This window comes from Devosia sp. T2-14, assembly GCF_055397495.1.
On record NZ_AP027921.1, the window covers coordinates 2,111,220 to 2,132,476 of the forward strand.

At 62.9% G+C, this 21,257-nt stretch carries 21 protein-coding genes and 1 riboswitch; of the genes, 15 read left to right on the forward strand and 6 right to left on the reverse strand.

The genetic code is table 11. From position 1 onward, the window contains the following. Positions 1 to 111: 111 nt before the first annotated feature. From coxB to ACZ5WT_RS10430, 12 genes are all read left to right on the forward strand, one after another. A complete protein-coding gene (coxB, locus tag ACZ5WT_RS10375) occupies positions 112 to 1,029 on the forward strand; it encodes a cytochrome c oxidase subunit II (protein ID WP_464283715.1) in 918 nt (305 codons plus the stop codon). Positions 1,030 to 1,050: 21 nt separating this feature from the next. Continuing rightward, positions 1,051 to 2,754 (forward strand): cytochrome c oxidase subunit I, encoded by a 1,704-nt coding sequence (ctaD, locus tag ACZ5WT_RS10380; RefSeq protein WP_464283716.1) that lies wholly within the window; start codon positions 1,051 to 1,053, stop codon positions 2,752 to 2,754. 58 nt (positions 2,755 to 2,812) lie between these two features. Next, positions 2,813 to 3,745 (forward strand): heme o synthase, encoded by a 933-nt coding sequence (locus ACZ5WT_RS10385; RefSeq protein ID WP_464283717.1) that lies wholly within the window; start codon positions 2,813 to 2,815, stop codon positions 3,743 to 3,745. Next, entirely contained in the window at positions 3,745 to 3,927 is a 183-nt protein-coding gene (locus tag ACZ5WT_RS10390) for a hypothetical protein (RefSeq protein ID WP_464283718.1), read from the forward strand. The genes ACZ5WT_RS10385 and ACZ5WT_RS10390 overlap by 1 nt, the downstream gene beginning before the upstream one ends. After that, positions 3,927 to 4,493, forward strand: coding sequence for a cytochrome c oxidase assembly protein (locus ACZ5WT_RS10395; RefSeq protein WP_464283719.1), 567 nt, complete (start codon positions 3,927 to 3,929; stop codon positions 4,491 to 4,493). Before ACZ5WT_RS10390 ends, ACZ5WT_RS10395 begins: the two co-directional genes overlap by 1 nt. A gap of 2 nt (positions 4,494 to 4,495) precedes the next feature. Further along, on the forward strand, positions 4,496 to 5,332 hold the full coding sequence (locus ACZ5WT_RS10400) for a cytochrome c oxidase subunit 3 (RefSeq protein WP_464283720.1): 837 nt from the start codon (positions 4,496 to 4,498) through the stop codon (positions 5,330 to 5,332). Between the two features lie 66 nt (positions 5,333 to 5,398). Continuing rightward, on the forward strand, positions 5,399 to 5,752 hold the full coding sequence (locus tag ACZ5WT_RS10405; RefSeq protein WP_464283721.1) for a DUF983 domain-containing protein: 354 nt from the start codon (positions 5,399 to 5,401) through the stop codon (positions 5,750 to 5,752). Continuing rightward, entirely contained in the window at positions 5,749 to 6,507 is a 759-nt protein-coding gene (locus ACZ5WT_RS10410) for an SURF1 family protein (RefSeq protein ID WP_464283722.1), read from the forward strand. The genes ACZ5WT_RS10405 and ACZ5WT_RS10410 overlap by 4 nt, the downstream gene beginning before the upstream one ends. Before the next feature lie 69 nt (positions 6,508 to 6,576). Then, positions 6,577 to 7,968 (forward strand): threonine synthase, encoded by a 1,392-nt coding sequence (gene thrC, locus ACZ5WT_RS10415; protein ID WP_464283723.1) that lies wholly within the window; start codon positions 6,577 to 6,579, stop codon positions 7,966 to 7,968. Between the two features lie 13 nt (positions 7,969 to 7,981). Further along, the gene (locus ACZ5WT_RS10420; protein ID WP_464283724.1) at positions 7,982 to 9,283 is read left to right on the forward strand and encodes a M16 family metallopeptidase; all 1,302 of its coding nucleotides are present in this window, start codon (positions 7,982 to 7,984) and stop codon (positions 9,281 to 9,283) included. Between the two features lie 39 nt (positions 9,284 to 9,322). Further along, complete coding sequence (locus tag ACZ5WT_RS10425; RefSeq protein WP_464283725.1) at positions 9,323 to 9,907, forward strand: GNAT family N-acetyltransferase; 585 nt, start codon at positions 9,323 to 9,325, stop codon at positions 9,905 to 9,907. A 181-nt stretch (positions 9,908 to 10,088) separates the two neighbouring features. Then, positions 10,089 to 12,968 (forward strand): EAL domain-containing protein, encoded by a 2,880-nt coding sequence (locus tag ACZ5WT_RS10430; protein WP_464283726.1) that lies wholly within the window; start codon positions 10,089 to 10,091, stop codon positions 12,966 to 12,968. A gap of 38 nt (positions 12,969 to 13,006) precedes the next feature. Here the strand turns inward: ACZ5WT_RS10430 and ACZ5WT_RS10435 are convergent, their stop codons facing one another. Further along, positions 13,007 to 13,582, reverse strand: coding sequence for a YqgE/AlgH family protein (locus ACZ5WT_RS10435; protein ID WP_464283727.1), 576 nt, complete (start codon positions 13,580 to 13,582; stop codon positions 13,007 to 13,009). Between the two features lie 110 nt (positions 13,583 to 13,692). Between ACZ5WT_RS10435 and ACZ5WT_RS10440 the strand changes: the two genes are divergently transcribed. The 3 genes from ACZ5WT_RS10440 (at position 13,693) to ACZ5WT_RS10450 (ending at position 15,740) form a co-directional block, all read left to right on the forward strand. Beyond that, complete coding sequence (locus ACZ5WT_RS10440) at positions 13,693 to 14,514, forward strand: protein-disulfide reductase DsbD domain-containing protein (protein ID WP_464283728.1); 822 nt, start codon at positions 13,693 to 13,695, stop codon at positions 14,512 to 14,514. A 121-nt stretch (positions 14,515 to 14,635) separates the two neighbouring features. Then, positions 14,636 to 15,130, forward strand: coding sequence for a redoxin family protein (locus tag ACZ5WT_RS10445; protein ID WP_464283729.1), 495 nt, complete (start codon positions 14,636 to 14,638; stop codon positions 15,128 to 15,130). A gap of 22 nt (positions 15,131 to 15,152) precedes the next feature. Then, entirely contained in the window at positions 15,153 to 15,740 is a 588-nt protein-coding gene (locus ACZ5WT_RS10450) for a hypothetical protein (protein ID WP_464283730.1), read from the forward strand. Between the two features lie 152 nt (positions 15,741 to 15,892). On the opposite strand, the gene gcvPB is transcribed toward ACZ5WT_RS10450, so the two are convergent. The 5 genes from gcvPB to ACZ5WT_RS10475 form a co-directional block, all read right to left on the reverse strand. Further along, positions 15,893 to 17,437, reverse strand: a complete 1,545-nt coding sequence (gene gcvPB / locus ACZ5WT_RS10455; RefSeq protein WP_464283731.1) for an aminomethyl-transferring glycine dehydrogenase subunit GcvPB — start codon at positions 17,435 to 17,437, stop codon at positions 15,893 to 15,895. Further along, positions 17,434 to 18,777, reverse strand: a complete 1,344-nt coding sequence (gcvPA, locus tag ACZ5WT_RS10460) for an aminomethyl-transferring glycine dehydrogenase subunit GcvPA (RefSeq protein WP_464283732.1) — start codon at positions 18,775 to 18,777, stop codon at positions 17,434 to 17,436. Before gcvPA ends, gcvPB begins: the two co-directional genes overlap by 4 nt. Before the next feature lie 64 nt (positions 18,778 to 18,841). After that, entirely contained in the window at positions 18,842 to 19,207 is a 366-nt protein-coding gene (gene gcvH / locus ACZ5WT_RS10465; RefSeq protein ID WP_464283733.1) for a glycine cleavage system protein GcvH, read from the reverse strand. Between the two features lie 10 nt (positions 19,208 to 19,217). Continuing rightward, a complete protein-coding gene (gene gcvT / locus ACZ5WT_RS10470; RefSeq protein ID WP_464283734.1) occupies positions 19,218 to 20,384 on the reverse strand; it encodes a glycine cleavage system aminomethyltransferase GcvT in 1,167 nt (388 codons plus the stop codon). 158 nt (positions 20,385 to 20,542) lie between these two features. Continuing rightward, a riboswitch (glycine riboswitch) is annotated at positions 20,543 to 20,630 on the reverse strand. A gap of 137 nt (positions 20,631 to 20,767) precedes the next feature. Beyond that, complete coding sequence (locus ACZ5WT_RS10475; protein ID WP_464283735.1) at positions 20,768 to 21,253, reverse strand: F0F1 ATP synthase subunit B family protein; 486 nt, start codon at positions 21,251 to 21,253, stop codon at positions 20,768 to 20,770. Positions 21,254 to 21,257: the final 4 nt, after the last annotated feature.

Below are 21,257 nucleotides of genomic sequence, written 5' to 3' on the forward strand. Positions count from 1 at the left end.
TCACTGACGAGTTTTTCGCTCCGAGGTTGAGTCGGGGCGGCGTTTGCTATGCCGCTTTTTCGTCTCTCAATCTGGGTGTGATACACCAATTGAAGCCGATAGGGGGTTTGAGTGACCGGGCAATTCTTGAGAAAGATGGGGGCAGTTTCGGCAGCCGCAATGGCGCTGGCCCCTGCTCTGGCCACGGCGCAGGAGGGTGCCGCTGGCCATCCGGTTCCAGGTCAGTACCATTTGCAGCCGTCAGTGACGCCAATCATGGACTCGATCGTGGCCTTCCACGACGGCGTCCTGATGTGGTCGATTTCGTTTATCGTTATCCTCGTTCTGGGTCTGCTGGTGTGGATCATGGTCCGCTACAACGCCAAGCGGAACCCGGTTCCGGCAGCGTTCACGCACAACACGATGGTCGAAATCATCTGGACCGTGTTGCCGATCGTTGCGCTGATCATCATTGCAATTCCCTCGTTCGGCGTGCTGAGCGACCAGCTCACGACGCCAGACGGCGAGCGCAAGTATCTCGGTTCGAACATCTTCTCGTTCGGCGAAGTCGAGGTTCCTGCTCCCGAGCTGACCATCAAGGCCATCGGCCAGCAGTGGTACTGGGACTATGAATATGTCGATCAGGGCGTGGATCTGTCGCAGATCATGCTCAATGAAGAAGACCGCACCTCGCTCAAGCCAAATCAGCCGCGCCTGCTCGCTGTTGACAATGAGCTGGTTGTTCCGGTCGACACCACCGTGCGTATGCAGATCACTGCAGACCCCACGGGCGTGATCCACGCTTTCGCCGTGCCTTCGTTTGGCATCAAGATCGACGCGGTTCCTGGTCGTCTCAATGAGACCTGGTTCAACGCTCGCGAGACCGGCATCTATTACGGCCAGTGCTCGGAGCTGTGCGGCAAGGATCATGCTTTCATGCCGATCGCCGTGCGCGTCGTCACCAAGGATGAGTTTGCAGTGTTCATGAAGGCGTTCGAGGAAGATGGCGATTACGAAACCGCCAACTCGACGCTGGCTGCAGTACAATAATTAGGGGTCAGGGGACAATCTATGGCCGATACAGCTAACCTCGAAGCCCACGCTACAGGGCATGCTCACAGCGAGCATGACGCGCATACGCCTACCGGCTGGCGTCGTTGGGTCTACTCGACCAACCACAAAGACATCGGTGTGATGTATTTGATCTTCGCCATTGTGACGGGGATCATCGGTGGCCTGCTTTCCGGCGTCATGCGCCTGGAGCTGCAGGAGCCCGGCATTCAGATCTTCCATGGCCTCGCAGCCATGGCATACGGCATGGATCCTGCTGGCGGCGCCGCTCTCGACGCCGGCAAGCACATGTACAACGTGTTCACCACTGCGCACGCGCTGATCATGGTGTTCTTCGTGGTCATGCCGGCCACCATGGGTGGCTTTGCCAACTACTTCGCTCCGCTGATGGTCGGTGCGCCTGATACGGCGTTCCCGCGCATCAACAACATCGCGTTCTGGCTCCTGCCCTTCGCCTTCCTGCTGCTGATGATCTCGCTCTTCTTTGAAGGCGCGGGTCCTGGCATGCTTGGCTTTGGTGGCGGCTGGACCGTTTACCCGCCGCTGTCGACCGCTGGCCATCCTGGCCCGGCACTCGACTTCGCGATCTTCTCGCTCCACATCGCTGGCGTGAGCTCGATCCTTGGCGCGATCAACCTGATCACCACGATCTTCAACATGCGTGCTCCTGGCATGACGCTGCACAAGATGCCGCTGTTTGCCTGGTCCGTCCTCGTGACTGCGTTCCTGCTGCTGCTGGCCCTGCCGGTGTTTGCCGGTGCGATCACCATGCTGCTGACCGATCGTAACTTCGGTACCGCGTTCTTCGCTCCTTCGGGTGGCGGCGACCCGGTCCTGTACCAGCACCTGTTCTGGTTCTTCGGTCACCCCGAAGTGTACATCATGATCCTGCCGGGCTTCGGCATCATCAGCCACATCGTGTCGACCTTCTCGCGCAAGCCCATCTTCGGCTACATGGCAATGGCTTACGCCATGGTCGCCATCGGCTTCGTTGGCTTCGTCGTGTGGGCTCACCACATGTACACCACCGGCCTCAGCCTCGACGTGCAGCGCTACTTCGTTGCGGCCACCATGGTCATCGCGGTGCCGACCGGCGTGAAGATCTTCAGCTGGATCGCCACCATGTGGGGCGGCTCGATCACCTTCCGTACGCCAATGCTCTGGGCTATCGGTTTCATCTTCCTGTTCACCGTTGGTGGTGTGACGGGTGTGGTGCTCGCCAACGCCGGTGCTGACCGTGCCCTGCACGACACCTACTATGTGGTTGCTCACTTCCACTACGTGCTGTCGCTCGGTGCCGTGTTCTCGATCTTCGCTGGCTGGTACTACTGGTACCCCAAGATGTTCGGCTACATGTACTCCGAGTTCCTGGGCAAGCTGCACTTCTGGACCATGTTCGTCGGCGTGAACCTGATCTTCTTCCCGCAGCACTTCCTTGGCCTGGCTGGCATGCCGCGTCGTTACATCGACTATCCGGATGCCTTCAGCATGTGGAACCGCGTGTCTTCGATCGGCTACTACATCACCTTCGCCGCAATGCTCGTGTTCTTCTACGCGATGTGGGAAGCTAGCCGTAAGAAGCGTCCTGCAGGCGACAACCCTTGGGGTGTCGGTGCAACGACCCTGGAATGGACCCTGTCCAGCCCACCGCCGTTCCACCAGTTCACCACGCTGCCGCGCATCGACTCGACCAACGCGCACTAAGCAATCAAACCGGGCCGCGTCATCTCGCGGCCCGAACAACTCCAAGAAGGCAAGGTCAGTGGCTCTTATCGACGACAGCAGGAATGTAACCGGCATGGCCGGCGAGGCACGGGTGGGGGATTACCTCGCTCTGCTGAAGCCGAACGTCATGCAACTGGTTGTGTTCACAGCCATTGTCGGGCTGCTGGTCGCGCCTGGCGGGATCAATCCGATCATCGGCTTCATCGCCATCGTGTGTATCGCCATCGGGGCAGGGGCCTCGGGTGCGCTCAACATGTGGTACGATGCCGATATCGACGCCATCATGAGCCGCACCATCAATCGCCCGATCCCGGCAGGCCGGGTTACAGCCGGCGAAGCGCTGGTGTTCGGTGTCGTGCTCTCCGTATTCTCGGTGCTGTTGCTCGGCCTCGCGACCAACTGGGTTGCCGCTGGCCTGCTGGCCTTCACCATCTTCTTCTATGCTGTCATCTATACGATGTGGCTCAAGCGCTCGACGCCGCAGAACATCGTCATCGGTGGCGCGGCCGGTTCCTTCCCGCCCATGGTTGGCTGGGCTGCGGTCACCGGAACGGTCTCGATCGAGAGCGTGATTCTCTTCCTCATCATCTTCCTCTGGACGCCGCCGCATTTCTGGGCGCTCGCACTTTACAAGCAGGGCGACTATGGCGCCGCCGGCGTGCCGATGATGCCCAATGTTGCCGGTGAACTCTCCACCCGCCGCCAGATCTTTGCCTACACGGTCCTGCTGGCAATCGCTGCCATGCTGCCGTCGGTGCTGGGCTATTCGGGCTGGGTCTATACCGTGGTTGCTGCCGCGACCGGCCTGACCTTCGTCTACTACGCCTGGAAGCTCCTGCGCACCGACGAAAGTGTCGCCATGCGTCGAAGCGCCCGCTCGCTCTTTACCTATTCCCTCAGCTATCTGTTCGTCGTGTTTCTCGCCTACCTGGCGGATAACCTGATGCTGCGCTTTTGGAGTGGTTTCTGATGAGTGCCCCTGACGATCTACGGGCTGTTGTGCCCGAAAGCCCCGAGGCTGCTGCTGCGCGCGCGAAGATTCGCCGCCGCCGTTCGATTGCCCTCGGTGTGGCGCTTCTGCTGTTCGCCGTGACTTTCTACATGCTGACCATCGTCAAGATGGGGCCGGCGCTCTTCGATCGGGCACTGTAATGGCCGATGTGACTCAGATGCCGTCCGCCGCCACTACGGCCCAGCGCAACAAGCGCACTGCCGTATTTGGCCTGGTGATCGTCGCTAGCATGGTCGGCCTGGCCTATGCCTCCGTGCCGCTCTACCAGCTGTTCTGCCAGGTCACCGGCTTTGGTGGTACACCCAGCAAATCCGACGGTAACCCCAAGGGCGTGATCAATCGCGAGATGGCCGTGCGCTTCGACAGCAATGTCGACCACCATCTTCCGTGGGTGGTCAAGCCGGCCGCCATCGTCACCGACAAGATCGGCACGGTGGATACCGTCAATTACGTGGCTACCAATCTGTCCGACAAACCGGTAACGGGCATGGCAACGTTTAACGTTTCGCCGGAACGGGCGGGCGTGTATTTTAACAAGATGGAGTGTTTCTGCTTCACCGAGCAGACTTTGCAGCCCGGTGAAACTGTGGAAATGCCCATCGTGTTCTTCATCGATCCCGATCTCGCGGATAACCGTGAGCTCGATACCATCAAAGAGATCACACTCTCTTATACCTTCTACGCTGCAGAAAACGGGGGAAGCTGACCATGTCGGCAATAGCCAAGAACCACGACTACCACATGGTCGAACCCAGCCCGTGGCCGATTGTTATGTCGGTCGCGGTGTTCGTGATGATGATCGGCGCGGTCAGCTGGATGCATCACTGGACGCCATGGATCTTCTTCGTCGGCCTGGCCGGCGTGATCTACGCGTTCTACGCGTGGTTCAGCGACGTGATCAAAGAAGCCAATAACGGCGTCGACCATACGCCAGTGGTGCAGATGCACCACCGTTACGGCATGCTGCTGTTCATCACGTCCGAAATCTTCTTCTTCGTGGCCTGGTTCTGGGCCTATTTCGACGGCTTCTTCCGCAACGACGACATCGAGCAGTATGCCCGCGTCGAAGCAACCGGCGGCACCTGGCCGGCAACGGGCATCGAACTGTTCGACCCGTTCCACCTGCCGCTGTTCAACACGCTGATCCTGCTGACCTCGGGCACCACCGTGACCTGGGCGCACCACGCACTCCTGAACAACGACCGCAAGGGCCTGAAGTGGGGCCTGGCCCTGACCATCGCGCTCGGCATGCTGTTCTCGGTTGTTCAGTTCATCGAATACACCCAGGCCGGCTTCTCGTTCTCGGGCAATTTCTATGGCGCCAGCTTCTTCATGGCGACCGGTTTCCACGGCTTCCACGTGATCATCGGCACCATCTTCCTGGCCGTTTGCCTCTATCGCGCGCAGCGTGGTGATTTCACCCCCGAGCGTCACCTGGGCTTCGAATTCGCCGCCTGGTACTGGCACTTCGTGGACGTGGTCTGGCTGTTCCTGTTCGCCTCGATTTACGTCTGGGGCAGCTGGGGCGTCGCCCTGAACCACTAGTGCGCTACTAAGCAATTACGACGGGGCGCAGCTTGCAAGCTGCGCCCCGATCTCTTTGGAGCTGCCTTGTCCAATCCTTCGCCAATCGTCACCGGTCTATTGTGTCGCTGCCCGCGCTGCGGTGAAGGAAAGCTCTTTCGCGGTTACCTCAAGGTCGCGCCCAGCTGCGCCGTGTGCGGCCTCGACCTGAAATTTGCCGATAGCGGCGATGGCCCGGCGATCTTCGTGATCTTCCTGGTGGCTCCGGTGGTGATCCTGCTGGCCCTCATTGTGGGCGCGCTGTTCAACCCGCCGCCCTACATGCACCTGATCCTGTGGATCCCCACCACGATCATCCTGTCGCTGGCCTTGCTGCCGCCCTTCAAGGGCGTGCTGGTGGCGCAGCAATACCGTCACGACGCTCATGAGGGGCACCAATGACCGAGAACCGCGCGCTTGGTCGTGCAATGACCTGGACCTTCGTGGTCCTGATGCTGGCTTTGGCTGTTACTTGCGCCTGGCTAGGTACCTGGCAGCTCGATCGGCTGTCCGAAAAGGAAGCCCTGATCGCGGCCGTCGACGCGCGGCTGGGCGCTGACCCCATCCCGGTGCCCCCGGCAACGAGCTGGGCAGGCCTTGATGTTGACCAACTGATCTTCCAGCCGGTCACGCTCACTGGGTCTTTCCGCTACAACCAGACCGTTACGGTCTTCACCAGCCTCGTCAACCCGCGCGGTCAGGCGCAGGGGCCAGGCTATTGGGTGATGACGCCCTTCGTGCTCGCTGATGGGGGCACGGTCTTCATCAATCGCGGCTTCATTCCGCAGAGCTTCCAGGAAGCCGCGGTGACCGATGCCGAGGGCGATGGCGGTCAGGTGACCATCACTGGCCTGCTGCGGCCCGGTGAGCCTGCCGGTTTCATGACTCCAGCCGCCAATACGTCCGACCGCATCGAATGGGTGCGAGACCCCGCCCGACTCGCGGCCATGGTCGACCCAGCCCTGGCACCGATCGCGCCCTTCTATGTCGATATGCCAGCCGGACCGGCGGGAGAATTGCCACAGGGCGGCGAGACGGTGATTGAATTCCCGAACAACCATCTGGGCTATGCCTATACCTGGTTCGGCTTTGCTATCGTGGCAGTCGTCATGCTGGGGTTCTGGCTCTGGCGTCAGCGCGCCGCTAACAAAGCGTGAACCGGCAAACTTGCGGACGCGGCGCGGTTTGAATAGGTTGCAGCAATTCTAAAAGGGCTCTTTCCCCGAATGCAGTTTGTTTCAACGCGCGGACAGGCTCCCGTGCTCGGCTTTTCTGACGCGGTACTTGCGGGCCTGGCTTCCGATGGTGGCCTCTACGTTCCCCAGAGCTGGCCCCAGATCAGCCCCTCCGAAATCGCCTCCTTTGCAGGCAAGCGCTACGCCGATGTCGCCTTCGACATCATCAGCCGCTTCACAGGCGACGAGATTGCTCCGGCCAAACTGAAGGCCATCATCGACGACGCCTATGCCGTGTTCCGGCATCCCTCGGTGACGCCGCTGGTCGAAATCGAACCCAACCATTTTGTGCTCGAGCTGTTCCATGGCCCGACGCTGGCGTTCAAGGACGTCGCCATGCAGTTCCTGAGCCGCGTGATGGATCACATCCTGGCCGAGCGCGGCCTCAAGGCGACGATCGTCGGCGCGACCTCGGGCGACACCGGTTCGGCGGCCATTGAGGCCTTCCGCGGCCGTGACACCACCGACATCTTCATCATGCATCCGCTTGGCCGCACTTCTGCCGTGCAGCGCCTGCAGATGACCACGGTGCTGGACGCCAACGTCCACAACATCGCGATTGAAGGCACGTTCGATGACTGCCAGGACATCGTCAAGGCGATGTTCAACCATCACAGCTTCCGTGACCGGGTGCGCCTCAGCGGCGTCAATTCGATCAACTGGGGCCGCATCGTCGCGCAGATCGTCTATTATTTCACGTCCGCGGTTTCGCTCGGTAGCCCCCACCGCAAGGTGAGCTTTACCGTGCCGACCGGCAATTTCGGTGATATCTTCGCCGGCTACTGCGCCAAGGCCATGGGCCTGCCGATCGACAAGCTGATCATCGCCACCAACGCCAACGACATCCTGCGCCGGACCATCGACACCGGCCGTTACGAGATGGATGGGGTGGCGCCCACCATCAGCCCGTCCATGGATATCCAGATCTCGTCCAACTTCGAGCGTCTGCTGTTCGAGGGCGTGGATCGTGACGCGAGCGCCGTGCTGCGTATGATGGATGGCCTCAAGCAGTCGGGCGGCTTCTCGCTGCCGGAGAATGCGCTGGCCGTGATTCGGAAGAGCTTTGCCGCCGGCACCACCGGCGAAGACGAAACGCGGGCAACCATCGCGACCACGCTGCGCGAGTCGGGCTACCTGCTCGATCCGCATACGGCGGTCGGCGCGCATGTCGCCCGGTCCCATCTCGGCGCGACCCCGATGATTACCCTGGGCACGGCGCATCCGGCCAAGTTCCCGGCCGCCGTGTTGGAGGCCTCGGGCGTCGAGGCGCCGCTGCCAGCATGGCTGGCGGACCTGCACTCGCGCGAGGAGCGCGTCAGTGTCCTTGCCAACGACCCTATGGCGGTCGAAGACTTCATTTCAGCGCGTACGCGCGCTGCCTGACGGATCGGAGGCCATGCGGTCTCTACCGCCTGGCCTCGTGGAGGAGCCTCGCGTGAGCCTACGATCAACAACTCTGGATAATGGCATGGTGGTCCTCACCGACGACATGCCACACCTCGAAAGCGCGTCCCTCGGTGTCTGGGTCAAGGCCGGGGCGCGCAGCGAGCGCAAGGCAGAGCACGGCATCTCCCATCTGCTCGAGCACATGGCGTTCAAGGGCACAACCTCGCGCAATGCGCTGGAGATTGCCGAGGCCATCGAGAATGTCGGCGGTGACCTCAATGCCGCGACCTCGATCGAGCATACCGGCTATTTCGCGCGCGTGCTCAAGGAAGACGTGGTTCTGGCCGCTGATATCCTGAGCGACATCCTGCAGAACTCCAAGTTCGAGGATGACGAGCTGAGCCGCGAAAAGCAGGTGATCGTCCAGGAAATCGGCGCGGCCCGCGATAATCCCGACGATCACGTGTTCGACCTGTTCCAGGATGCGGCATTTCCCTCCCAACCGATCGGCCGCACGATTCTCGGCACCGTCGATTCCGTCCGTGAATTCAATCCGGACATGATCCGCAAATACATGAACCGGAACTATGTGGGCGACCACATGGTGATGGCCGCCGCCGGCAATGTCGATCACGACGGGCTGGTGCAGGTGGCGCGCGAGCGCTTTGCCGATCTCAAGCCAAATGGCGCGCCGGCGCCGCAGCGCGCCGAGTATCAGGGCGGCCAGGAACGGCTGCTATCGGACCATGAGCAGGCCCATATCGTCATCGGCTTCGAGGGCCGGGCCTATAATGCCGATGGGTTTTATGCGGCGCAGGTGCTGGCATCGATCCTGGGCGGCGGCATGAGCTCGCGCCTGTTCCAGGAAGTGCGCGAAAAGCGTGGCCTTTGCTACTCGGTCTACTCGTTTCACTGGGCCTTTGCCGATAGCGGCGTGTTCGGTGTTGCCGCGGCGACGGGCGAGAACGAAGTCGCCGATCTGGTGCCGGTCGTGCTCGACGAACTCAAGCGCGCCACCGAGAGCATCACGGACGAGGAAGTGACGCGCGTCCGCAACCAGATTCGCGCCGGCCTGCTGATGTCGCTGGAAAGCCCATCGGCCCGCGCCGGGCAGTTGGCGCGTCAGCAGATTTTGTGGGGCCGCCCGATTCCGATGCAGGAAACGGTGGATCGGATCAGCGCCATCACCGCCAAGCGCGTGCAGGATGTGGCCGAGCAGATCTTCACGCAGGGCATGCCCACCCTGGCCGGCATTGGCCCCATCGGCAATCTCGCCGATGTCGGCGCCATCGGCGAACATCTGAAGCGCTAGGCCACGGGCACCGCCATGCAGTGGCCCTGGTCGTCGCCCATGCCCCTGATCACCCTGCGCGGGCCGCATGTTCTGCTGCGCCTGCCGCAGATGGGCGACTATCAGGCCTGGTATGCGCTGCGCCGGTCCAGCCGCGATTTCCTCCGGCCGTTTGAACCCCGCTGGACGGAGGCCGATCTCGGCCGCCGCATCTTTGCGACTCGCGTGAAGCGGGCGCGCGAAGAGGCGGAGGAGGGAACCGACTATTCGTTCTTCATCTTCCAGACCAATGGACGGCAGGAAACCCTGGTTGGGGGCATTACCCTGTCCAACATCCGGCGGCGTGCGGCCCAGTTCGTGACGCTGGGCTACTGGATGGGGCAGGCCTATGCCGGTCGCGGTCTGATGAGCGAGGCCGTGTCGGTCAGTCTGCCGTTCGTTTTCGACACTCTGGAGCTGCACCGCATCCACGCGGCATTCCTGCCCGGCAACATGGCCTCGCGCCGCGTGCTGGAAAAGAACGGCTTCGTCGAAGAGGGTTTTGCCCAGAATTACCTGCAGATCAACGGACGCTGGGAAGACCATGTTCTGTTCGGATTGCACAAGGAACGCTACGAAATGCGGCGGTTTGGGCACCATCGCTAAGCGGTAGTACCTCAACCTTGTTGCGATTTGGCAACAGTTCGGTAACCTTGTCGGGGGGAGCAATCCCCGCTACCAAAGGGGCGCTCCCGCCAAGAGGATGCCGTTTCAACGCGAGTTTGCGCGTGCAAACTGCGTGAGACGCTGCCACATTGAAGCCTACCGCAGGATATACTCGCCTTTGATGCGTCACCTTATTGCACTCGCGATGTGTCTTGTGCTCGCGCTGGCCGCTCTTGCGCCAGCCGCAGCTTTCGAAGTCATTTCGGTCCCCGAAGACGTCAACGCCCTCAATCTGTCGGACGTTGTCGAAATCCTGCCTGGCACTGAGGGGCGCGTGCAACTGTCCACTGCGCCCGGTGAAGATGGCATCATCCGGCGTATCGAAGTGCGGGCGACCGAGCAGGGGACCAATCCCAATTTTGCGCTGTTTGCGCTGCGCAACGAGAGCGACCAGCAGATCGAACGCCTGCTCGTGGCGCCGTTTTTCCGCCTGCCGGGCTCCGGTATTTTCCAGCCCGATCTGGGCAATGACCGCATCAAGGCGCTGACACCAAGCGCCGGTATCCGTCCGGTCCGCCTGACGGACAGCGAAGCCGACGTGTTCGAGGTGACGCTCGATCCGGGTGCGACCGTGACCTTCGTGGCCGAGCTGATCAGCGACGAACTGCCAGAGCTCTACCTGTGGCAGCCCAACGCCTACCGCGACTATGTGAACTCCTTCACCCTGTTCCGCGGCGTGGTGCTGGGCGTTGCCTCGCTGGCGGCCGTGTTCCTCACCATCATGTTCGTGGTGAAGGGGCGTGGCGTATTCCCCGCGACGGCAGCCTTTGCCTGGGCGGTATTGATCTACCTGCTGATTGATTTTGGCGTGCTGGGTCGCTTGCTTGGCCTGCCGGCCGGTGGCGTACAACCACTGCGCGCCGCGGCCGAGGCTGGCATAGCCACCACGCTGGCCGGGTTCCTGTTCATCTATCTCAACCTGCATCGATGGCACCTGCGCTTCATCCATTTGGCGCTCGGTCTGGCTGCGCTGTTCCTGGCGCTGTTCGGCTTCGCCTTCCTGCAGCCCGCCATTGCCGCGACCATCGCCCGGCTGGTGCTCGCCCTGCTGGGTATCTCTGGCTTCTTCCTGATACTGCTGCTGGCCCTGCGCGGCTACGACCGCGCCGTGCTGCTGGTGCCGACCTGGATCATCCTGATCGCCTGGCTGTTCTATTCCTGGCTGGTGGTGACCGGGCAGGTGTCCAACGACGTGGCGCAACCGGCCGTTGGCGGCGGCCTGGTGCTCATCGTCATGCTGCTGGGCTTCACCGCGGTGCAGCACGCCTTTTCCGAGGGGCAGGTGTCGATCGGCACGCTGTCCGAAGTCGAGCGCCGTGCACTGGCACTGACCGGTTCGGGTGACTTCGTCTTCGACTGGAACATCGAGCGCGACCGCGTGGCGGTGAGCGACGAACTGGCTACGCGTCTGGGCGAAAAGCGCGGCGCATTGCGCGGTGCCATCAAGCGCTGGCTCGACCGGGTGCATCCCGACGACCGCGACCGCTTCCGCACGGCCTTCGATACGCTGGTTGAACTGCGGCGCGGCAAGGTATCGGCCGATATGCGTGTTGCCGGACATGACGGCAGTTATCGCACCTTCCGCATGCGCGTGAAGCCGGTGCTGGGGGGCGACGGGCAGGTGAACCGCATCGTCGGCACCCTGCAGGACGTGACCGAAGACCGGGCCGCTCGCGAACGCCTGCTGCACGACGCTGTACACGATAGCCTCACCGGACTGCCCAACCGCCAGCTGTTCCTTGATCGGTTGGAGCGTGCCCTGGTTCGGGCCCGCACGCCCGGCGGCACCAAGCCGGCGGTGTTCCTTATCGATATCGACCGTTTCATGGAGCTCGAAGAGCGCATCGGCCATTCCGCCGCCGATTCGGTGCTGCTCGCCATCTCCCGCCGCATTTCGCGCATAATGCGTCCGCTCGATACGGTGGCGCGGGTGACGGGCGATCAGTTCGCGGTAATTCTCGCCTCCGAGCAGGCCGCCGGCAAGATTGCCGAAACGGCCGAGCAGATCCGCAAGGCGCTCAAGGCCCCGTTCAACTTTGGCGACCGGGACCTGACGCTGACCGCTTCGATCGGCGTGACGATCTATGACAGCAATCCGGCCTCGGCCACCGATGTGCTGCGCGATGCCGAACTGGCCATGTATTACGCCAAGCGCCTTGGCGGTGACCGGATCGAAGCCTATCGCGCCTCGGCCCGCTCCATCGCCGCCTATAACCGGGCCAGCGAGGAAGACCTTGAGCGCGGCATGAAGCAGGGCGAGCTGCATGTGCAGTTCCAGCCGGTGATGGACATCCAGACCGGCCAGATGGTCGGCGCCGAAGCTCTGATGCGCTGGATGCACCCCACGCGCGGCGCCGTGACCCCCGATGAGTTCGTGCCGCTGGCCGAACGGTCGGGCCAGATCGAAAAGCTCGGGCGGCTGGCCTTCGAACAGGCTGCGGCTCAGGCCAAGGACTGGATGACCACGATGGGCCTGCCCGAGGACTTTTTCATCTCGGTCAATCTCTCGCCGACCCAGCTGGCAACCGAGACCTTGCTCAACGACATGCGTCTCCTTGTGAGCCAGGATAAGGAACTGGCGCGTCACCTCAAGCTCGAGATTACCGAGAGCCAGGTGATGACCAATCCCGAGCACTCCGCTTACATGCTGCAGGCGCTGCGCAATCTCGGCCTTGGGCTGGCGCTTGACGATTTCGGCACCGGTCACTCGTCACTGAGCTACCTGCATCGCTTCCCGTTCGACACGATCAAGATTGCCGCGCCCTTCGTGAAGATGAGCGACGTCAACGGCATCGCGCATACGCAGGGCCCGATCATTCGCGCCGTCGTCAATCTGGCGTCGGACCTCGACCTGATGGTGATTGCCGAGGGCGTCGAGTCGGTCGACGAGATCGAGCGCCTGCGCCAGCTCAACTGCCGCTATGCGCAGGGCTTTGCCTTCGGTGCTGCGATGACCGGCGCTGAACTGGGCAAGAAGATCGCCGCGCAGATGGGGCGGTAACGCCGCCACAGCCCTCGGGCGTGGCCCGAGGGGCGCAACTATGCGTGCCCGGCGTCGGGGCTAAGCGAGGCCATCGTGATGTTGAGGCTCGCCAGGGCGGCCTTGTAGCGGTCGGCAATGGGCGTGTCGAAGATCAGCTCCCGGCTCGCCGGCACGTGGAGCCAACCATTATCGGCGATTTCATCTTCGAGCTGGCCGGCATCCCAGCCGCAACAGCCCAGGGCCAGCAGCGCCGACTGCGGCGCGGGGCCAAAGGCCATCGCCTTGAGAATGTCGAGCGTGCCCGTCAACGATACGCCTTCGGCCACCTGATAGGTGTTGCCGCTCTTGTAGTCGGAGGAGTGGAGAACGAAGCCACGCCCCTTTTCGACAGGGCCGCCGCGCATCACGGCGCGCTGGCGGATCGAGGCGGGCAGGCGGATTACCGCGTCGGGGTCACCCAGGTCGAGTTCATCGAGAATGTCGGCAAAGTGCAGGTTGGCGAGCTCGTGATTGACCACAAGTCCCATTGCGCCTTCGCTGCCATGATGCACCAGCAGGATGACGCTCTCCGCGAAGCGTTCGTCTGCCATGTCGGGCATGGCCACGAGGAATTGTCCTTCGAGCGATTTCATGGGCTAATTGTAGGCACCTGGGCCGCCAAAGCCAAGTTACGATGACGACAACAGCAAGTTCACGAAGGCATGATGCCTCGTGAGCTTTTTCTAAACCCGATCATGGGCTAATGCCTTTTGCCATGTATCCAGCCTCGACCGTATTAGCCCTCGCATTGCTGACCGTCCCCGTGGTTGCCGGGGAGACGCCCTGGCAGGATGTTGCCCCGGGCGTGAAGCTGCGCTTGATCAGCACCGGGCAGATCAAGCCCGACGGCTCGACGCTGGTCGGGCTCGAAATCGACATGCCCGAAACCAACAAGACCTATTGGCGCGTACCGGGTGATACCGGCCTGCCGACCGAATTGACTTTCGCAGCTGGTGGCGTGCGCGACCACGAAATTCTCTGGCCCTATCCGACCCGGCACGAGACGGAAAACTACCTCGACTACGCCTATTTCGGCCCGACCGTGCTGCCGGTTGAGCTGAGCCTTGAGCCCGGCACGACCAAGCTGGAGTTGAGCGCCGTCTTGGGCATCTGTTCGGATATCTGCGTCCCCGCACAGGCGCATTTCTCGCTGCCCCTCGATGACAGCGCTCCTGACCGCGCCAACGGGCTGCGGCTGCGCCAGGCGGTTGCCATGACCCCGATGGAATGGGGGAGCGATCCCCAGCCGATCGGCGCCGTGGCGCTGTCGTCTGACCCCAGCATGCTGGCGGTCGAGGTGAGCGACCCTGATCTTGATCCGGCCTCGCTGATTGCCGCAACGGCCAGCGGCCTGCCCCTGTTCGGTACGCCGCAAAAAAGCCCGGAACCAAACCTAGTGCTCATCCCCATCCTGGATCGAGGGGGCGCTGCAAGTCTCGACAGCCAGGATATCGAGCTCACTTTCCTCACCGGCGAGGGGGCTTTCGAGGTCACGCGCGCCGTTTCGGCGGCGTCTCCGGAATGAACGGTGCGGGGGTAACGGGGTATTAGCCCCTTGTCGGCGATGCTAAAGCCGCTTATCCCAAAAGCACTTGACGAGGGAAACGCCACCGCCCGGTGGCCTGAGGCATAGGACATATCCACACATGATCGATCGCGGCAGTCCGGTTCCGTCCGTGCGGGTGAAGCTTGTGGGTAGCGATGGCCCGACGGATACGACCAGCGACGCCGTTCTCGGCAGTGGCCTGGTGGTGTTTTTCGCAGTGCCCGGCGCCTTCACGCCCACCTGCCACGTCAACCATCTTCCCGGCTTTGTGGCCAATGAGCCGAAGCTGAAGGCCGCGGGCGTCGATCGCATCGTCTGTGCCTCTGTCAACGACCACCACGTCATGAAGGCCTGGGCTGAAGCGTCCGGTGCGCTCGACAAGGTTGAGTTCATCGCCGACGGCAATGCCGAGCTGGCCGAGGCCCTTGGGATGGACAAGGATTTTTCCGCAGCAGGCATGGGCAAGCGTTTTGCGCGCTCGGCCATGCTGATCCGCGATGGCGTGGTCGATGCCGTGTTTGTCGAAGACGCTCCCGGCGTGACGGCAAGCGGCGCCCCTGCCATTCTGATGGCGCTCGAAGCTGCCAGAAGCTAGTGTTCCCGTCAGGAGACAGCCTATGACCAAGCCTATTTCCACTTTGCTGCGCCTGACCGCTGCCTGCGCCACGGCCACCCTGCTTGCTGCCTGCTCGATGGGCAGCATGTTTGGCGGCGGCAACAGCGCGCAAAACCAGCAGCTTCAGAACGCTACGCCGACGCCGGCGGCCGTTGCGCAGGCGCAGACCAATGCGCTGCCCGCCATCGCAACCGAATGCCCGCAGATCCGCGTGCGGCCCGGTGGCGAAGCGATGTTCTATTACGGCAATGGCCGCACCGGCGACCCCAAGGCGCTGCAGTATCAGGGCGTGATCGACGAAAGCTCGCGCAACTGCGTGGTGTCCAACGGCCTGATCACCGTCAATATGGGTGTGGTCGGCCGCGTGCTGCTCGGCCCCGCTGGCAAGCAGACTTCGGTCAACGCCCCGATCCGCTTTGCCGTGGAGCGTGATGGCCAGGCCGTGTTCTCGGAAAAGTACACGCTGCCCGTCGCCGTTTCGCCGACCGAACGCTCCGCAGAATTCGTCAAGGTGCTGGAAAATGTCGCCATCCCCTATCTGGGCGGCGAGGACATCACCATCTGGGTCGGCTTCGACACCAGAGGCTGAAATCAGCTGAGACTATTGAGTTTGGGAGCCCCGTGGATCAGTCCGCGGGGTTCTTTTTTTGGCGATAAGGGCAGCATTCGGACCCGCACTGGGCCAGTTACCCCCGCCTATCCTCCCCCTCCCTTCAGGGGGAGGTTAGGTGGGGGGTGCTCTTACTCGGCAGCCTTCGGCAGTTCTGTCCGTTCCCACTTGAGGATCGGCGAGCGCGCGGCGCGGGTTTCGTCCAGGCGACGGCGCGGCGCCTTGAGCGGCGCAGCGGTGAAGCGCTCGGTATTGCCAGCCTTGGCGTCGGCAGCGAGCTCTTCCATCACTGCGCAGAACTGGTCGAGCGTCTGCTTGCTTTCGCTTTCGGTCGGCTCGATCAGCATTGCGCCATGCACCACCAGCGGGAAGTACATGGTCATCGGGTGGAAGCCCTCGTCGATCAGCGCCTTGGCGAAGTCCAGCGTGGTTACCCCGGTGCCCGCCAGGAAGCTGTCGTCGAACAGCGCTTCGTGCATGGTCGGATAGTCGCCGAACGGCACCGAGAAGGCATGCTGCAGGCGCGCCTTGATGTAGTTGGCGTTGAGCACCGCATCCTGCGCGGCCTGTGCCAGTCCGTCGCCGCCATGGCTGAGCATGTAGGTCAGCGCGCGGACGTACATGCCCATCTGGCCCTGGAAGGCGGTGATGCGCCCCAGGGCGTCGCCTTCGGCGTGTTCGACGAGCTCCAAACCTTCTCCGGCCTTGCGAACGAACGGCACCGGCGCAAACGGCGCCAGCGCGGCCGAGAGCACGACCGGACCGGCACCGGGACCGCCGCCGCCATGGGGCGTCGAGAAGGTCTTGTGCAGGTTGATATGCATGGCGTCGATGCCGAGGTCGCCCGGGCGGACCACACCCATGATGGCGTTGAAATTGGCGCCATCGCAGTAGAAGAACGCCCCGGCCGCATGGACGGCCTCCGCGATCTCGATCACCTGGGGTTCGAACAGGCCGCAGGTATTGGGATTGGTCAGCATGATCGCGGCCACCTCGGGCGACAGCGCATCCTTGACCGCCTGAACGTCGACTGTGCCATCGTCGCGCGCCGGGATCGGCTTGACGGTGTAGCCAAGGAAGGCGGCAGTCGCCGGATTGGTGCCGTGGGCGCTTTCGGGCACCAGAACGATGGTGCGGTGGCTCTGGCCGGCGGCGTCCTGCGCGGCCTTGATGGCCATCATGCCAAGCAGTTCACCATGCGCGCCGGCCTTGGGCGTCAGCGCCACGGCCGCGGTGTTGGTGAGGGTCATCAGCCAGTGGCTGAGCTGGTTCATCAGCTCAAGTGCGCCCTGCACGGTGGAAACCGGCTGCAGGGGGTGAATGTCCGAGAAGCCGGGCAGGCGCGCCATCTTCTCGTTGAGGCGCGGATTGTGCTTCATCGTGCACGACCCCAGCGGATACATGCCGCTGTCGATCGAGTGGTTGAGGCGGCTGAGGCGCACATAGTGGCGCATGGCCTCGGGCTCGGTCAGGCCTGCCAGATCAAGCGGCATCTTGCGTTCGAAACCGCCGAGGCGGTCGGTGGAGATGGTGACCTCAGGCAGGTCGACGCCGGAATGCTCGGTGTCGCCGATCTCGAACAGCAAGGGTTCGTTGGGGAGAAGCGCCGAGCCGGAGGTGGAGGCATAGCCCGAGGTGCCGGTGCCGGTGGGGCGACCTTGATTGTTCATGCTCATGCCAGTTCCTCCGCAAGGGCGGCACACAGTGCGGCGATATCGGCATCCGTGGTGAGTTCGGTTGCTGCCAGCACGATGAGGTTTTCAACCGCGGGATTGGTGGGTTCGAGCCGGCTGACCGGCACCCCGCCCAGAATGCCGCGTGCAGCCAGCCGCTCGATCAGCCCGGCTGCGGGCTGGTTGGTGCGGATGGTCATTTCGTTGAAGAAGGTCTTGTTGAGAACCTCGACGCCCGGCACGGCTTCAAGCGCATCGGCCAGCTTCCCGGCATTGGCGTGGTTGAGGCGGGCAAGGCGGGTAAACCCGGCTTCTCCCAGCAGCGCCATGTGGATCGAGAAGGCCAGTGCGCACAGACCTGAATTGGTGCAGATGTTGCTGGTCGCCTTCTCGCGGCGGATGTGCTGCTCGCGGGTGGAAAGGGTCAGCACGAAGCCGCGCTGGCCTTCCGCGTCGACGGTTTCACCGCAGATGCGGCCGGGCATCTGGCGGATGAATTCCTTGCGCGTGGCCAACAGACCCAAATAAGGGCCGCCGAAATTGAGCGCATTGCCGATCGACTGGCCTTCGGCCACGACGATATCGGCGCCCAGCGCACCGGGGGCCTCGAGCAGGCCGAGCGAAACGACCTCGGTGATCACCACGATCAGCAGCGCACCCTTGGCGTGTGCGGCGTCGGCGGCGGTCTTGATGTTGCGCAGGTGGCCGTAGAAATCAGGCGTCTGCACCACGATGGCAGCCGTCTGCTCGTCGATATGATCGAGAATGTCGCCCTGGCCTTCAGGAGAAGCCGAGAGGCATTCGAGATCGCTGTCGTCCTTGAGATAGGCCTTCACCACATCGCGGTAGTGCGGGTGGAGGCCGCCCGACAGCACGATCTTGGTGCGGCGGGTGAGGCGGCGCGCCATCAGTACGGCCTCGGCGGTGCCGGTCGAGCCGTCATAGAGCGAGGCATTGGCCACATCCATGCCGGTGAGCTTGGCCACCTGGGTCTGGAATTCGAACAGCATCTGCAGGGTGCCCTGCGAGATTTCGGGCTGGTAGGGCGTGTAGGCGGTGAGCCATTCCGAACGCTGGATCAGGTGATCAACCGTCGCCGGGACGTGATGGCGATAGGCGCCCGCGCCAACGAAGAACGGGCCATCGGCACCGGCCTGGTTCTTTCCGGCGAGGGCCCGCATATGGGCCTCGACGAGAAATTCGGGACTATGGGCGGGCAGACCGAGGTCGAAGGTCTTGAGGGCCCGCGCCGGAACGGCGCTGAACAGATCATCGACGGAGGCCGCACCGATGACGCCGAGCATTTCGGCGCGTTCGGCTTCGGAATGTGGAAGGTAGCGCATGGGGTTTCTCAGGCTTCCAGTGTGTGCGTGCCCCCACCCTTGATGGGCAGGGTGGGGGGCCTGCTTACTTCGTCAAATCAGCATAGGCCGCGGCGTCGAGCAGGGCGTCGATCTCCCCGGCATCCGCGATGGCGATCTTGTAGATCCAGCCGGCTGCTTCCGGATCGGAGTTGATGAGACCGGGTTCGCCCGACAGGGCTTCGTTGACTTCGATCACCGTGCCGGCAACCGGGGCATAGATCTCCGAGGCGGCCTTGACGCTCTCGACGACGGCGGCTTCGTCGCCCTTCTTGAGCACCTTGCCGACGGCGGGCAGCTCGACGAACACGATGTCGCCCAGGGCTTCCTGTGCATAGGGGGTGATGCCGATAATGCCGGTCGAGCCGTCTACGCGGATATACTCGTGGTCAGGGGTGAACTTGGTGGTCATGGTCGATCTCTCAACTGGCTTTTGTTTTGCGGAAATAGCGGTGTGGCACGAAGGGGGTAGCGACGACCTCGGCCGGCTGGGCGCGGCCGCGCACCGAAACCTGGAGCTTGCTGCCGATCGTGGCATGGGCGGGCGGCACAAAGCCCATGGCGATGGCCTTGCCGAGCGTGGGGGCAAAGCCGCCGCTGGTGACGACGCCGATGCTGGCCCCTGACGCATCGAGAATCTCGGCGCCTTCACGGGCCGGAGCGCCTTCGACCAACAGGCCTGCGCGAACGCGCTGGGGGCCATTGTCCCGCTCGGCGAGGATGCGGCTTGCGCCGGGGAAATCGGCGGCCTCGCGGCGGCGCTTGGAGACGGCAAAGCCCAGATCCGCCTCGATGGGGGAGATGGTCTCGTTGAGGTCATGTCCGTAAAGCGGCAGCCCAGCTTCAAGGCGCAGGCTATCGCGGGCGCCGAGGCCGATTGGCTTGACCCGTGGATCGGCAAGGAGCGTGTCCCAGAGGGTGTTTGCGAAGGCGGCGGGGCAAAGCAGCTCAAACCCATCTTCGCCCGTGTAGCCGCAGCGGGAAATGATCAGTGTCTGGCCCTGGAGCTCGTAGGGCGCGTATTGCATGAAGCCCAGTTCCACGACACCGGGAATGAGGCTGGCCAGCACTCCAACCGCTTCGGGGCCCTGCAGGGCAAGCAGTGCGCCGTCATCGGCGCGGGTCAGCTTGGCTTTGTCGCCAGCCGCGGATGCGATGAGGGCGAAGTCGCCTTCCTTGGTGCCGGCATTGACCACGATGTAGAGCGAGCCGGGAAATTTCGGCGAGCGGGCGATCATCAGGTCGTCGATGACGCCACCGTTCTCGTTGAGCAGCAGGGTGTAGCGGATCTGGCCGGGCTTGAGGCCAGCAATGTCACCGCAGACCAGCGGTTCGATGATGGCTGAGATGGCAGCGTGATCGGCCTCGGCATCGCCGGTGGGATTGTTCAGCTGGAGGAAGCTCGGGCCCATATGGCTGACATCGAACAGGCCGGCCTGCTCGCGGGTCCATTTGTGTTCTGTCATGATGCCGCCGGCATACTGCACCGGCAGATTGTAGCCCCCGAAGGGCACCATTCGGCCGCCAGCGGCAACGTGGCGCTCAAAAAGCGGGGTGGTCTTGAGGGTCTCAGTGGGGCTGTCAGCCATCAACACTTCCTGGATTTGGACACGGTGACACGAAAGCTCCGCCCTGTGGCGAATTTCGTGCCCCCTCTGTCCTCATCACCTGAGAGATTTCCCGGCTGAGCGCCGGTTGCTCCTTCGGTGGGACCTGGCGATATCGCCGGTCCGCTTTCCAGAGTGTTGGTTTTACTGCGGTCCTTTTGCCTGAGAGTTTCCGGGGCGGTTGCTCCTTCGGCGCCGGAGAAATCCAGTCTCTCCCGCAGTGGCTGCACCATGGTGGAGATTCTTTTTGGCGTCAATCGCGCTCGAAGAGCGGTGCAGGATTTTGTGTTGGGGCTGGACGCGCAGCCACAAACGAAAAGGGCGGGCATAAATGCCCGCCCTTGAAACTGGATAGTGCCGGAAGCCTAGTTCAGGCGGTTGCCGACATCGGCGATGGCTTTGTCGACGACCTGGCCGCCCTTCTTGCCCATCTCGTCGGTCAGGACCAGACGAGCGGCTTCGATGGCGACGTCGGCTGAACGGGCGCGCACTTCGGCGACAGCCTGGGCTTCAGCCTGGGCGATCTTGTCTTCGACGGCCTTGGTGCGACGGGTCACCATTTCGGCCAGCGATGCCTGGGCCTCGGCGGTGAGGCGGGTAGCCTCTTCCTTGGCGGCAGCGATGATGCCTTCAGCTTCGCTCTCGGCAGCAACGCGCTTCTGCTCATATTCAACGAGCAGGGCAGCGGCTTCTTCGCGCAGCTGCTTGGCAGCGGCGAGGTCGTCGGCGATCTTCTGGATCTGGCCGTCGAGCATCTTGCCGACGATCTTGGGGATGCCGAAATAGACGGCGCCCGCAACGAAGATGACGAGTGCGACGGTCGCGTAGAATGAGTTATCGAGCCATTCCATTGCC

Bases quoted from the DNA above. Each gene is read 5' to 3' on its own strand.
- ctaD (WP_464283716.1), top strand. From the start codon at position 1,051: ATGGCCGATACAGCTAACCTCGAAGCCCACGCTACAGGGCATGCTCAC.
- ACZ5WT_RS10390 (WP_464283718.1), top strand. From the start codon at position 3,745: ATGAGTGCCCCTGACGATCTACGGGCTGTTGTGCCCGAAAGCCCCGAG.
- ACZ5WT_RS10425 (WP_464283725.1), top strand. From the start codon at position 9,323: ATGCCCCTGATCACCCTGCGCGGGCCGCATGTTCTGCTGCGCCTGCCG.
- ACZ5WT_RS10430 (WP_464283726.1), top strand. From the start codon at position 10,089: ATGCGTCACCTTATTGCACTCGCGATGTGTCTTGTGCTCGCGCTGGCC.
- thrC (WP_464283723.1), top strand. From the start codon at position 6,577: ATGCAGTTTGTTTCAACGCGCGGACAGGCTCCCGTGCTCGGCTTTTCT.
- ACZ5WT_RS10410 (WP_464283722.1), top strand. From the start codon at position 5,749: ATGACCGAGAACCGCGCGCTTGGTCGTGCAATGACCTGGACCTTCGTG.
- gcvPB (WP_464283731.1), bottom strand. From the start codon at position 17,437: ATGAGCATGAACAATCAAGGTCGCCCCACCGGCACCGGCACCTCGGGC.
- ACZ5WT_RS10445 (WP_464283729.1), top strand. From the start codon at position 14,636: ATGATCGATCGCGGCAGTCCGGTTCCGTCCGTGCGGGTGAAGCTTGTG.
- ACZ5WT_RS10450 (WP_464283730.1), top strand. From the start codon at position 15,153: ATGACCAAGCCTATTTCCACTTTGCTGCGCCTGACCGCTGCCTGCGCC.
- ACZ5WT_RS10400 (WP_464283720.1), top strand. From the start codon at position 4,496: ATGTCGGCAATAGCCAAGAACCACGACTACCACATGGTCGAACCCAGC.
- ACZ5WT_RS10435 (WP_464283727.1), bottom strand. From the start codon at position 13,582: ATGAAATCGCTCGAAGGACAATTCCTCGTGGCCATGCCCGACATGGCA.
- ACZ5WT_RS10440 (WP_464283728.1), top strand. From the start codon at position 13,693: ATGCCTTTTGCCATGTATCCAGCCTCGACCGTATTAGCCCTCGCATTG.
- ACZ5WT_RS10420 (WP_464283724.1), top strand. From the start codon at position 7,982: ATGCGGTCTCTACCGCCTGGCCTCGTGGAGGAGCCTCGCGTGAGCCTA.
- gcvH (WP_464283733.1), bottom strand. From the start codon at position 19,207: ATGACCACCAAGTTCACCCCTGACCACGAGTATATCCGCGTAGACGGC.
- gcvPA (WP_464283732.1), bottom strand. From the start codon at position 18,777: ATGCGCTACCTTCCACATTCCGAAGCCGAACGCGCCGAAATGCTCGGC.
- ACZ5WT_RS10395 (WP_464283719.1), top strand. From the start codon at position 3,927: ATGGCCGATGTGACTCAGATGCCGTCCGCCGCCACTACGGCCCAGCGC.
- ACZ5WT_RS10475 (WP_464283735.1), bottom strand. From the start codon at position 21,253: ATGGAATGGCTCGATAACTCATTCTACGCGACCGTCGCACTCGTCATC.
- gcvT (WP_464283734.1), bottom strand. From the start codon at position 20,384: ATGGCTGACAGCCCCACTGAGACCCTCAAGACCACCCCGCTTTTTGAG.